This is a genomic window from Nitrospirota bacterium, assembly GCA_030684575.1.
Classification (GTDB): domain Bacteria; phylum Nitrospirota; class Nitrospiria; order Nitrospirales; family Nitrospiraceae; genus Palsa-1315.
This window is the reverse complement of the sequence record JAUXVD010000021.1, coordinates 100,185-113,405: the sequence shown is the minus strand read 5'-3', so window position 1 is coordinate 113,405 and position 13,221 is coordinate 100,185. Positions and strand designations below refer to the sequence as shown.

9 protein-coding genes are annotated in these 13,221 nt (G+C 58.0%); 7 read left to right on the top strand and 2 right to left on the bottom strand.

All coding sequences use genetic code 11. The features are described from left to right. The first annotated feature begins 54 nt into the window (after positions 1-54). The 4 genes from Q8N00_15775 to Q8N00_15760 all read left to right on the top strand — a co-directional run bounded on the left by Q8N00_15775 (position 55) and on the right by Q8N00_15760 (position 4,914). A complete protein-coding gene (locus Q8N00_15775; GenBank protein ID MDP2384250.1) occupies positions 55-777 on the top strand; it encodes a zinc ribbon domain-containing protein in 723 nt (240 codons plus the stop codon). 58 nt (positions 778-835) lie between these two features. Beyond that, positions 836-1,315 (top strand): DUF1566 domain-containing protein, encoded by a 480-nt coding sequence (locus tag Q8N00_15770; protein ID MDP2384249.1) that lies wholly within the window; start codon positions 836-838, stop codon positions 1,313-1,315. Between the two features lie 207 nt (positions 1,316-1,522). Then, complete coding sequence (locus Q8N00_15765; GenBank protein MDP2384248.1) at positions 1,523-3,556, top strand: ATP-binding protein; 2,034 nt, start codon at positions 1,523-1,525, stop codon at positions 3,554-3,556. Next, positions 3,532-4,914: a sigma-54 dependent transcriptional regulator gene (locus Q8N00_15760; GenBank protein MDP2384247.1), complete on the top strand. Its 1,383-nt coding sequence runs from the start codon at positions 3,532-3,534 to the stop codon at positions 4,912-4,914. Before Q8N00_15765 ends, Q8N00_15760 begins: the two co-directional genes overlap by 25 nt. A gap of 12 nt (positions 4,915-4,926) precedes the next feature. Here Q8N00_15760 and Q8N00_15755 read toward each other — a convergent pair whose 3' ends face one another. Together Q8N00_15755 and Q8N00_15750 are read right to left on the bottom strand one after the other, a co-directional pair. Continuing rightward, positions 4,927-5,526: a hypothetical protein gene (locus Q8N00_15755; GenBank protein ID MDP2384246.1), complete on the bottom strand. Its 600-nt coding sequence runs from the start codon at positions 5,524-5,526 to the stop codon at positions 4,927-4,929. A gap of 23 nt (positions 5,527-5,549) precedes the next feature. After that, positions 5,550-6,494: an SUMF1/EgtB/PvdO family nonheme iron enzyme gene (locus Q8N00_15750; protein ID MDP2384245.1), complete on the bottom strand. Its 945-nt coding sequence runs from the start codon at positions 6,492-6,494 to the stop codon at positions 5,550-5,552. Positions 6,495-7,065: 571 nt separating this feature from the next. On the opposite strand from Q8N00_15750, the gene Q8N00_15745 reads away from it, so the two are divergent. The 3 genes from Q8N00_15745 (at position 7,066) to Q8N00_15735 (ending at position 13,220) form a co-directional block, all read left to right on the top strand. Then, positions 7,066-11,805: a multicopper oxidase domain-containing protein gene (locus Q8N00_15745; GenBank protein ID MDP2384244.1), complete on the top strand. Its 4,740-nt coding sequence runs from the start codon at positions 7,066-7,068 to the stop codon at positions 11,803-11,805. Positions 11,806-11,933: 128 nt separating this feature from the next. Beyond that, positions 11,934-12,710 (top strand): carboxypeptidase-like regulatory domain-containing protein, encoded by a 777-nt coding sequence (locus Q8N00_15740; GenBank protein MDP2384243.1) that lies wholly within the window; start codon positions 11,934-11,936, stop codon positions 12,708-12,710. 3 nt (positions 12,711-12,713) lie between these two features. Next, positions 12,714-13,220 (top strand): hypothetical protein, encoded by a 507-nt coding sequence (locus tag Q8N00_15735; protein ID MDP2384242.1) that lies wholly within the window; start codon positions 12,714-12,716, stop codon positions 13,218-13,220. Position 13,221 lies beyond the last annotated feature (1 nt).

The window sequence follows — 13,221 nt, the reverse complement described above, 5'->3', positions numbered from 1 at the left end:
GCCTGGTGGAGCACTCGGCCCTACAGTGTGCCTATGGCACTTATAGAGATCGCAATGCTGTCCTGTCCAAAATGTCAGGCTGATCGGCTCGACGGAGCGACAGAATGTGTGAAGTGCGGAATCATCTTTGCGAAGTATCGTCCGCTTGCCCCATTGCAGCGTCAGCATCTGTTTCTGAACCGCTCTCGCTGGGTGGCCTTTGCTAAAGAATGGCTCATTGATTCGGATCGGCCGACCGACTCGGTCACGTTCGCCGGACGAGTTGCGGTATTTCTGTTGTTGCTCTGGTGGGGGCGAGCCTTTATCGTCACGCCGCTCGAAACCAACTACACAGGGGAGTCGTTCCTCCATCTGATCAATCTGCCGTTCCATGAGGCGGGCCATCTTCTCTTTATCCCCCTTGGACGGTTCATGATGATTCTGGGTGGAAGTCTCGGCCAGGTCCTGATGCCGCTCGTCTGTCTGGGCACCTTTCTCATCAAGACGCGCGACCCCTTCGGTGCGTCAGTGGCCCTCTGGTGGACGGCGGAAAGTTTCATGGATATCGCCCCCTATATCAACGATGCGCGGGCATTGGATCTCATGCTCCTTGGCGGCGTGACGGGAAAAGAAACGGACGGGCACGACTGGAACAATATCCTGACCATGTTGGGTTGGTTGGAGTACGACCATCGCCTAGCTCACCTCGCCTACAACGTCGGCATTCTTCTGATGCTGGTTTCGTTCGGATGGGGCGGGCTGCTTCTCTTCAAACAATATCGCAGGCTCTCACCGTAACCGGCTTGCGCGCCCGCAGAAACTCTCTTACCATAGACCTCGATCAGGAGGTACGAACATGCAACGTCTGCGAGCCGTTCGAGCTTGTCTCATCGTATTGGGCATGATGGCGTTGACCGGTCAGGCCCTTGCAGCCGACACCACTGTTTCTTCTCGGTTCACGTTGTTGCTGAATGGTGCCGCCGTGAAGGACAACAGCACCGGCTTGATTTGGGAACAGGAGCCGGATCGGGAGCACGATGTATGGGGGGCGTCGGTGGCTCGTTGTGCGACGAAAGAAGTCGGTGGGCAGAAGGGCTGGCGCACTCCATCGGTGGACGAACTCAAGACCTTGATCGATGCTTCGCAGCATGATCCCGCCTTGCCGACCGGCCACCCCTTCTCCAACATCAAGTCGGGGATCTATTGGACCGCGACGCCGCATCCCACCGACGATATGGTGGCCTGGCAGATCAGCTTCTTCAGCGGCGAACCGGTGACGGATCAGAAATCAGGAACTAGGCGTTTGTGGTGCCTGCTGGGTGAGCCACGCAAGTAAACAGTTCTCAGCCGACCTTCACGTAAATCAGCAGAGTCTTCTGTGATTTCGACATTCGATTCTATTCGGCCAGTCTCACTCATCTCCCATCTCCTTTCATTTCTAAGGTATTTGTGGCCGGTTGTATGATCTTGGGCCACGCTTATGAGAGGCTAGCGGTTTCTGCCCGGCGTTGCGTAGAATATGCTCCTTGCCGAAAGGAGCCGAGTGACGGTTCATACGATCAGAGGGCGCATCGTACTGGCCATTGTCGTGGTCGGCTGCATTCCGTTGCTGACGTGCCTTATCCTCGCCTATGTATCGGGCATGCGATCGCTCCGCGATGTGATCGGAGGGAACTTTCAAACGATTGCGGCTCAGGCGGCGGATCGCGTGACGATGTTGGTGCAAGGAGAAATCCAGCGGGTTCGCCTCCTGGCCTCGGCGCCGTTGCGGGTTCGCCAGCCGGTAGAGCTCGCCAATCGTTCCTATCCCGGGGCGCATTCCAAGGCTATCGTCCAAATCCAAGATCGTGCCCGAGCCTGGGAGCAAGGCACGAACGTGGCCGCCCTCCTCTTGAACCGCGAACTGTCCCGGTTTCTTCTGGAGACAAAAGTGCGGGACGGGGACAAGATGGTCGGGATTCTCATCACAGACCGTTACGGAGCGTTGGTCGCGGCTACATCGGAACCGGATCATTATTTTTTCGGAGATGAACCCTGGTGGAAAGCGATTCAGGATGGAGGCGGTGAACAGGTCTATCTGAGCGGTCTCACAGCCGGGCGGGGCGGTTCCTTTCGTTCGCCGGAAGAGACGATCGATGTGGCGGTACCGATCTTCGACGACCACCAGCGTATCGTGATCGGCGCGATCAAGGTGTCATACCGGTTCGACACCCTCTTCGGGATGATCAATCAAATCCGCATCGGTCAGACCGGCCATGCCATGCTGTTCAGCGCCGATGGCCAGCCGCTCATCTGTCCGATCCTTCCCCGTCAGGCTCACCGCATTGCGGCGCCCCTTATGGCCATGATCGTATCCAACGATCCCGGGTGGGGGGTCGCTGAGGACGATGGGCATGGCGCTCGCGATACCGTGGTCGGCTTTGCGCCGGTACTGGGTCTTGGCGTTCCTGGCAATACCTGGCATGTCTTTGTCCGGCAACAGCCTGCCGAAAGTTACGCACCGATCAGGGATCAGCTCCGCAATCTCGCTATCATCGGCTTCGTCATGTTCGGACTCTTGTGGGCCATCGGCCGCTATGTGGCGGCCAGAATTGCCCGCCCGATCCAAACGCTGCAGGCGGGGGTCGAAGCGATTAGCCGAGGCACCTACGGGGGACCGCTCGACATTCGAACAGGAGACGAGTTCGAAGAATTGGCGACAGCCGTGCATCGCATGGCGGACAAACTCAACGCATCCCATGCTGAAATGGAATCGTTGAACAACGATTTGACCAGGCGGGTAGAGGAAAAGACCACCGAGGTCACGCGTCACATGAAGCAGCTCCATCTTTCGGAACGTTTGGCGACGCTGGGCAAGGTGGCGAGCGGGATTGCCCATGAGATTAACAATCCCTTGGGCATCATGCTCAACCGGATTGAATGTATCGAAGCGGAAGCCTCTGAACTGAAGCTGCCGGCGGAGATGCAGCGCGATCTGCTGGCGATCCGGTCCCAAGCAGAACGGATCAGTCGGATCACCAAGAGCATGTTGGCCCTCTCACATGGCTCGGCCACGACGCTGAAGCCGATCGATCTGAACTGTGTGCTCCGTTCCTGTGTGGACATGGCACGAGAACGGGCGGCAACTCAGGGGGTTCGCCTTGAGTCTATCTTCTCCCCCGATGTGCCGGCGATCATGGGTGATCGCGATCGTTTGGAAACGGTCGTCCTCAATCTCATCAATAATGCCATCGATGCCGTGCGGGGATGCGACTGTGAAGGGGTGGTGACCGTTCAGTCGGATCGGCTGCGACGCGATGGGGAAGCGTGGGCCACGATCACGGTGAGCGACAATGGACCTGGTATCCCCGAAGAGATCCTCGGTCGCATCTTCGATCCGTTCTTTACGACGAAGGATGCCGGTCAAGGGACGGGGCTGGGGCTGTTTTTGAGCTATGGCATTGTGTCTGATCATCGGGGGCGCTTGGAAGTTGCGAATGGAGAGGTGGGGGCCGTGGCGACGGTGATCTTTCCCGCACTCGCGATCGTGTCCGAAACATCACAGGAGGACGGATGGGACATGCAGGCAAAATACTGATCGTCGATGACGAAGTGGAGGCGCTCGAAAACTGTCGTCGCATTTTGAGCCGGCTCGGCCATGAATGTTTGACGGAGCATGATCCGGTTCGTGCGCTGAACGTCGTTCAACAGGAGCGCCCAGGCCTTGTGCTCACCGATTTGCGCATGCCGGGTCTGAGCGGCATCGATGTGCTCAACGCGACGAAACGGTTCGATCCGACCATCAAGGTCGTTCTGATGACGGCCTTTGCGACTGTACAAACCGCGGTGTCCTCCATGCGGCAAGGGGCGCTGGATTACATCCTGAAACCCTATACGAGCAGGGATCTTGAAGACGTCGCGCACCGGGCCTTCGAGGAGTCGCCTCGGCAGAGTCTGTCTCCGGTCCTCGCGCGAGCTAAGCACCCGCTGCGACAGATTGTGGGCAAGAGTTCGGCCATTCAAGCCGTCTTGAGTCTGGTCATTAAGGTGGCCAGAACGGATGCAAACATTCTGATCTATGGTGAAAGCGGAACAGGCAAGGAGCTGGTTGCCCGCGCGATCCATGATCATAGTCAGCGAGCGAATAAGCCGTTTGTGCCGGTGGACTGTGTCTCCATGCCGGATGCCTTGCTGGAATCGGAACTATTCGGGCATGAGCGGGGCGCATTCACCGGAGCCCATGCGGCCAAACCCGGTCTGTTTGAAACGGCCCATGGCGGCACGGTGTTCTTGGACGAAGTCAGCGGGATGAGCCAGACGCTGCAATCGCGATTGCTCAGAGTGTTGCAGGAACGCCAGTTTCGTCGGGTTGGCGGGACACGGTATATCGATATCGATGTGCGAGTGATTGCGGCTTCGAATCGGGATCTGGCGGAGGCACAGAAGAAGGGCGAGTTTCGAGAAGATCTCTATTATCGCCTCAACGTCATTCCCGTCGTCCTTCCCCCCTTGCGAGAGCGGGAGGGTGATATTGAAGTATTGGCGCACGAATTTTTGCAGCGTTTCATGCAGCAGCATCGAACGGATGCCGGTGCCATTCCGACCTTCGAGCCCGCAGCGGTCGCGGCCTTGATGAGCCATAGCTGGCCGGGCAATGTTCGGGAGCTTCAGAACGTGATCGAGCGAGCGGCGGCATTGGCCGACGGCCCAGTGGTCCGTCTCGAGCATTTACCATCCGGCCTGGGGCTGGCCGCTTCCGGCGATACGGCTTCTATGGAAGGAGGGTCCTATAAGCAGGTCAAACAAGAAGTGGTTCGTTCGTTCGAGCGCAGCTTTCTGCTTGAACTTCTTCAGCGCCACCAGTGGCACATGAGCAACGCGGCTCAGGAAGCCGGTGTGGACCGCAAGACCATCGAACGGATGGTCAAGCGGCATGGTCTTCGGGAGCCGAGTTAAGAGGTCTGCAGTTTACGGAGTGGCTGATTTCTGCGCCAGAGGGCTGACCGCGTTTTGATCGCGTCCGGGCTGATAGGTCTCCAGCACTTTCGTGACGGACGGCAGCAGATCTGCCTGTGCTGAGACCGGCACCTTGATCCGTACCCCCCGTCCTTCGTTACGTCCCAACGAAAAAATATGCAGTTCGAACATCGCGGTCTGGTGCTCGTCTTGGTACGTGAAGGCCAAGCGTTTGGCCGGGAACCCAGCCAGAGTGGTGTCTTGCTCCTTTTGCCAGGCGAGGGCGATCTTCTTTTTTTCGAATAGGTTGGTGAGGATTCGCCGATGGGCGGTGGCGAATTCGTCGAGCGTCTGCCGTGTATCCTGGCTCGATCCCTCTATGAGGTTCATGTGGCCGGAGAGGGCGACGAGGCTCTGGTCAATCGGCGGCTGGAGGCTGATGCCACTGCCGTCCGGAAGCGGATTGCCGAGCTTCCAGGTGCCGGGATAGCGGACGGAAAAGCCGAAGCGGGCATTCGTGTAGCTTCTCCATGCCAGGGATTTTTGGTCATGTGGGGTGGCCGACATGGCCGGGATTATCGTGCTGAGGCTGAGCCCGATCACGAGCAGCACACAGGTCCAGTACATAGCGGTCCTCATGGAGTTGTAAGGCTGGAGGACGTGACGGATTGCGCGCAGCGGAAACCGATGGTCGCGGCGCGCTGATCCAGCGATGCCCCGCTTCTGGTGGCCGTTCGCAACAACACGGGCGTACTTTTCCAAGAGCCTCCGCGCACCACCTTGTAGCGTCCGTTGGCCGGACCGCGAGGATTGCGGTTTGGCATGGTCATATAGTAGTCGATTCCGAACCAGTCTTCGACCCACTCGGCGGCATTGCCCGCCATGTGGTGCAGGCCGTAGGGGCTTCGCCCCTCCTCACCATGATCAACGGGCGCCACGAGGGGAATCTCGTGCACGTGATACTGCCCGAACATCGCGAGCACCGGCGTGGGAGGTTTTTGTCCCCAAGGAAATAGATTGCCGCTGTCCCCGCGAGCAGCTTTCTCCCACTCGGCTTCCGTCGGGAGCCGCTTGCCGTGCGCGTGACAGAAATCCGAGGCCTCAGACCAGGTGACGTAGAGTGCAGGCCACCGTGCCAATGTGTCGGGCGATAGGGCATGGATGGTCGTGACGTGGTCGATCAGTTTGCGTACCTCCTCGGGGAGGAGGCGTTGTTGCTGCCTGAGCCACAGCAAGTATTCTCCCAGACTCACCTCGTCCCGATCGATTTCATACCGATCGAGCCAGATGCGTCGTTGGGGCTGCTCCGTGTCGTCATATTGAAGCTCCAGGCTGAAGGGTTTGTCGGTGTAGCGGGCGGTGCCCATAATGAACGTGCCCTCGGGGACAGACAGCATTGGAGATTCGCCCGAACGTGCGACGATTGCATCGAGAGGGCTCTGTTCATGGTTTCTTATTTCGATAGAGCCACGCGCTAAGGGTGCCCCCATGAGCACGACGATGACGATGCAGCCGCCGAAGGCGTAGAGGTAAGCCTGAATTCGGCTCGTGCGTCTGATCGTGCGAGTGCTGTTCTGCATGATGATCCAATACAAGGACAAAAAGGGGGTCACTATAATACGAGGATATTATCGGCACAAGGATGAAGGGTTACACTTCAGGCATCGAGCGTTGTGTGTCCCTGTCATCGTGCGGTGGTGAATTATTCAGGGTGAATGGGACGTCAGCGCCCCATCGAGCGGTATCTTCAGACAATTCACAATCGACTTCTCTCATCAGCGCTTTATCGTGATCTCGTTGCGAGCCAGGGGGCGTTGCTGTCCCATGACTTAACGCGATTCGCCTCCGGCAGAATCGAAATCTGCCTGAATCGTTGAGAAAACCATTCTCCGGCTTCACCAGCCTTCGATGGAACGGGACTTGCTCACTCACCGTCTGATTTGTTGTGTGAATGAGCATTCAAAATCTGTCCGGTGAAGGCTGCGGCATGAATGGACTGGCCTCCTGAAATCGCAACCGCGAAGAGCGGAACCTTCGCCGGACTATTTTTAGTAGACAGGACGCGAGTGTGCTTGAGCGCGCCGTCGTTGAAGGCATTGAGCTGCTGTGAATGAACGGTATTCAACGGATGTTGTTCAGGAGGGGAAGAGAATGACCAGTAGAAAGATTATGAGTCAGGCAGGAGTCGCGTTGCTTGCCGCCGTCTTGGGCGTCACGCAGACATGGGCAGAAGCGACCCCTCATCAGCACCGGGCTGTGATGCATGCGGACAAGACAGCGGAGGCGACGGTCGTCCATCAGGCTGCCGGTCCGATGATGCAGGACAAGATGTCGAAGGCCGTTCAGCAGATCGAGCGGGAGGTCAAGACGAAAGGACCGTTCCAGGGGGCCGGCGCCCATGCCATGCAGCAGGGTGTGTTGCTCGTGGCTGAGGACCCGGACAAGGTGCAAGTGACGCAGGGCGCTCGCTGTCCAGTGACCGCTCCTGTCCGAGCCTATGATGTCACGGCGATGAATGTCGAAATCACCGTCAATCGATTCGGCGATTTCTATCCGGGGTTCATGTATGTGTTGACGGAGAATGTGGCAGGGGTGCGCGAGGAAGAAACGAAGAACAAGGCTGCCCGGGAGAGTGAGGATCCGACCTTTGCTGGCGGCGCCGTCTCGAATGGTTTGCAGGGCGATCTCATTCAGCCGCTCGTGATTCGGGCGAATCAGGGAGATTGCCTGCGGATCACGTTGCGGAATCAGATTCCCGACGAGCCGACGAACATGATCATCAACGGCTCCCAGATGCTCGTGGCGAGCACCGGCAAGCCGGCGACCACCAATAATCCTGAAGCCCTGGTGTCTTCAGGGAAGAGCGGGGAATTCGAATGGTTCATCCCCATCGATCTGCAGGAAGGCGGTCGCGCGTTCCATAGCTACGCGAGCAGGGATCAATATTCCTTGGGCTTGCTGGGCTCGGTCGTCGTCGAGCCGCGGGGATCCCGCCATCTCAGCCCCTTTACGGCGGAAGAGATGAAGAGCGGGTGGGAGGCCATGATCGATGTCGCGAACGGTTCCGACTTCCGTGAATTCGTCATTTTCTATCATGAGGCGGGCGACGAAACCTTCCGTCTTCTGGACCGCAAAGGCGATATGCTGCCGCAGCGTGACGCCCATACGGACACCTATCGACCTGCCGCTCGCTTGCTGAATTACCGGAGCGAACCGCACGGCGAACGGTTGGAGTTACAGGCGCATTTGGTCGGGTTTGCGGATGAATCGCAGGGTTACGGGTCCTACACCTTCGGCGATCCGGCGACGACGGTTCCGCGATCCTATCTGGGCGATCCCGCCAAGTTCCGGATGATCGGCGGTTCGGAAATCGTACATTCGCACCACCTGCATGGTGGATCGATCCGCTGGGCCAGACAGCCCGGCACGAGCAAGCTCGATCCGACACTCTCCAAGAATGGCCCGGTGAAATTTCCGCCGATCAGCGATGTGTCGGATCGGCTGGATGTGCAATCTATTGGGCCGTCCGAGATTTACGATGAAGTGACCGAGGGCGGGTCCGGTGGTTTGCAGGCCCTGGCCGGCGAGTTCGTGTTTCACTGCCATATCCCGCAGCATTATGTGACGGGGATGTGGGGGTTCTGGCGTGTGTACAACACGTTGCAGTCGACCGGGTTCCAGACCGATGTGATGAAGCCGCTCGTCGAGCTGCCGGATCGTAAGGGGAAGATCAAGCTTGCAGTCGGTTCGGACAAGTTGGTCGGTACCACGGTGGATTGGTACGGCGGAAAGAAGTATGAGATCACCAAGGATAAGACGGATTGGAAGTCCAACCCAGTGAAGGTTTCGATCAAGGATTGGGTCGAGTACATGCTGCCGCCGCAGGGCTTGCCGGGCAAGACGGAAGATCAGGTGAAGCAGGCCCAGGCGCACGATGCGACGGTCGTGAACTGGAAGTGGGAGGGCCAACTGGCGCTCAACGAGCCGGAGACGCCGCACAAGTGGCCGGACTATGTGTCACCGACTCCGTTGAAGCGTCCGGCGATTACCTTCGATCCGCAGACCGGGAAGCTGGCATTTCCCTGGCTGCGTCCACATCTTGGAAAGCGCCCTCCGTTCGCGCCGAATCATGGTGGAGCACCGTGGTTGGAGCCTTTCCATGTGCGTGAAGATGGAACAAAGAGTACGGAGCAGGCTCGACCAGGCGAGCAGGGGCCTTGGAGTTTGTGTCCGGAACATTCTCCACGGAAGTTCTACACGACTCATTCCATTACGCTTCCGATCACGCTCAAGCCGGCGACTAAAAACTCTCCTGCGATTGTCGATCCGATCGGCATGATCTATGTGTTGCATGAAGAAGAGGAAGAGGTTCGCAAGAACCCCAAGAAGCAGTTGCCGCTAGTTATCCGCGGCAATGTGTATGATTGCGTCGATATCATATTCAAGAACGAAATTCCCGACGATGCGAGGACGGGATGGGCGAATAAGATCAATCTCCATCCGCATTTCTTCCAGTTCGACACCAGCGCGTCCGATGGACCGACGATTGGGTTCTCCTACGACATGTCGCTGCGGGCCTTCACGATGTTGGAAGACCCGCAACCGGACAAGGGGATGCCGCTGCCGGGCAACACGGTGCTGACGGCGGATACCAAGGCCGGCGCGCGCAGCATCACCGTGAGTGATCCATCCAAGTTCCACGAGAACATCGAACTCGGCGTGGGGATGGACGATCCCAAGTATTTTGAGGTGGTGCGGATCAAGAGCATCAAGGGCAATACGATCACCTTCGATGCGCCGCTCAAGTACGCGCATAAGAAGAAGGACATTGCGAGTGTCGAGTTCATCCGCGAACGCTGGTATGTGGATTCCGATTTCGGGACAGTCTACTGGCATGACCATGTCTTCGGGACCGATACCTGGGGACATGGACTGTTTTCTGCCTTCATTACCGAGCCGCCGCGCTCGACCTATCACGATCCAGTGACCGGGAAAGAAATCCGGAGCGGTCCTATCGCCGATATTCATACCCTGGAACCGGTGTCGGCCCATATCCGTGGGAGCTTCCGCGAGGTCATGATGCATATCATGGACAGCAATGCGCGGACGGCGGAGCTCATCAGCACCGACAATCCCCAAGCTAGAATGGGGGCGACGACCGTCGACGGGCCTCCGTCGCATCAGTTCCCGGAGCGCATTAACAAATCGGCCATGACGTTTCTGAATGGCGGAGAGGCGACGACGGGCAGCGGCTACAGCATGCGCGTCGAGCCGTTGAGTGTGCGTTTGGCCAACAATCCTGATCCGTCGAAGCTGTTTGTGTCCGGTATTCACGGAGATCCTGGCACGCCGTTGCTGCGGGCCTATCTCGGCGATCCGATTCTGGTTCGTGCACTCGTCGGTTCCGCCAATGAAGTCCATACGTGGCACGTGACGGGCCACTGGTTCCCGATGGAACGGTACGGCATCATGGCCATGCCGCGAAGCACGATTCACTTGGCGATCGGAGAGCGCTACGACCCGGCGATTCCAGCAGCCGGTGGTCCGCAAAAGCAGGCAGGCGACTATCTCTATTACAGTGGCCGTGCCTCGCACTTTGCGGAAGGCAGTTGGGGCCTCTTCCGGGTTTTCGATGAACTGCAAGGGGATCTGAAGCCCTTGCCGAGCCGCGAGCAGATTCAAAAGTCTGCCCCGTCGGTCTGCCCGGCGGATGCGCCGGTGAAGAGCTTCAACGTGTCGGCGATCGATCAGAACATCCGGTACCATGAAGGAACACCCGGTACGATGGAAGTCGATCTCGAACGGAAGATGGTCTTCGGGAACGAACAGGGCAAGATGTACGTACTCGACGAGGATCGGGGTCGGGTGAAGGCCGGGGAGTTGAGGCCGAGTCCGCTGACCCTGCATGTCAACGTTGGGGATTGCGTAAAGGTGAATCTGAAAAATGAGATGGCTAAGGAACGAGCCGGATTCCACGTCGATATGATGGCGTTCGATCCGAAAGATTCGTTCGGTGCCAATGTCGGCAACAATCCGGGCGATCAAACGATCGCTCCTGGCCAGAGCAAGACCTACACGTACTACGCGCATCCGGAGTACGGAGAATTGGCCGCCCTCATTCAGGATTGGGGTAACGTGGTCGAGAATCCACGGAACGGTCTGTTTGGTTCCATCATTGTCGGTCCGAAGGGATCGCGCTACCGCGACCCGGTGACCGGCACCGACATCACGATGAAGAGCAGCTGGCGCGCCGACGTGCTCGTGGATCGGACGATTCCCGGCAATGATAACCGGAAGAACTACCGCGATTTCTCGTTGATGTTCCAGGACGAGGATAACATCGTGGGCGTCAGCTTCATGCCCTACATCCAGCAGGTGGCCGGCATCACGGCGGTCAATTACCGGTCGGAGCCGACCGCCTGGCGGATCGAAAAGGGCTGTGAAATCTCCGAAGTGTTCAGTTGCGTGAAGGCCGGAGATACGCCTTCCACGCCGCTCTTGCAGGCGCACGTGGGAGACCCGGTGGCGGTTCACGTGCTCGGGGCATTCAGCGAGCAGGTGCAGTTGTTTACCGTGGATGGCCATGAGTGGCCACACGAGCCGTACATGCAGGGTGCCGACCAGGTCAGCACCATGGAGTTCGGCGGATCCGAGGTTATCAACGCCTATCTCACAGGCGGCGCTGGTGGACCGAATAAAATCGTCGGCGACTATATGTGGAAGAACCAGCGTCCGGCGTTTGCGAATGCCGGGCAATGGGGCCTCTTCAAAGTACTTCCGGTCGAGGATCAGCGCATTCTCCCATTGACGCCTCAAGTCCCGCCCGTCAAGACGGCGGATCAGGAAAATAGGGGTGGGAGTATCTCGCGGACCTCGATGGGCGGGCAGTAACTAACAAGTTGGTGGCGTCCTTGCTCAATACGCAGGGGCGCCTCCAATAGAGATTCCGGCCGGTCAACATCACTCAGACCATGGGGGAGCATCATGCTCCCCCATGTATTTTTATAGGGGTGGTATATATGTCAGGACGTGCAAGTGGCTTCGCGACCTGTTTCTTCAGTTCTCTGATTCTGAGTGCCGCCTTGATGGATACAGCTCCGGCATCAGCCTACGAGGAAATAGCGGTGTCGAACGGGGCTACGGTCACGGGCACCGTGCGGTTTGTCGGTGAGCAACCGCAGCCGACGCGATTTGAACTTCGCCGGTATTATGATCGTGCCTACTGCGGCGCCCTCTCAGACGGATCCGGCTATCGGCTCCTTCGCGAAGTGGCCGTTGGCGAACAGCAGGGACTGAAAGACGTGATTGTCACCATCGAGGGGGTGGAAAAGGGGAAGCCCTTCGAGTTTCAGGAGACAAAACTCGAGGCGAATATCTGTCAATTCGTGCCGTTCGTCTCTGTCATGAGAAATGAACATCCGCTGAGCGTGGTCAACTTGGATTCGGTATCGCATGACCTGCAGTTTTATGAACGGGAACGGGAACACATTTTCATCATGTTTCACCGGCCTGCCCTGACCAAGGCCGGGACCAGCGACATCGTCCGGTTGACCGGGAACCGTCGTGGCATCACCATGCAATGCGGGATGCACCCTTATATGCAGGGGCATGGGCTTGCCGTGGAGAATCCCTACTATGCCATCACCGGAATGGAGGGGACCTTTGCCATCAAAGATCTCCCACCAGGGTCCTATCGCATCAAGGCCTGGCACCCGACTCTTGGAGAGAAGGAACAAGCGATCACGGTGGCTGACAATGGGACCATGTCGGTTGGCTTTACCTTTGAGGGGAAATAAGCCATGAATCTGCATCGATATGTGAATGCATTCGCGGTCGCTGTTTCTGTCGCCACGATGGTTGTGCCCGCCCTCTGTGCCGAGGACAGGCCGGCTCTCTCGGTGAGTCGGGTCGAGGTGGTACTGGCCAAGCAGTATAAGAGCCAGGTGGCTACGTTACAGGAGGAATTCGCCCAAGCAGGGTTGACGAATGTTCACTTTCAGTTTGCCAGATTGGGCCAGCCGCCGCAGAACATCGGCCTAGGTCGGGACGTGCCGGCCGAGCGGGCCAGGGAAGTGATTCGTTTGGCTCTCAAGTACAATCTGGGCGTAGGGATTCTCTTGCCTGAACGGCTCTTTCCTCCTCGCTTTGTGACCATTGCCTCATCGAATTACGACGACACGGTCGAGTTTCCCATCAACCAAGCCGCTCTTGCGCAACTGCAGAGCCCCGATCTCACGACAGACGAGTTTCATCGTCTCTATCGTACATTGACCACAACGTTGGCAGAGCCGAAGGGACGGTATTAGG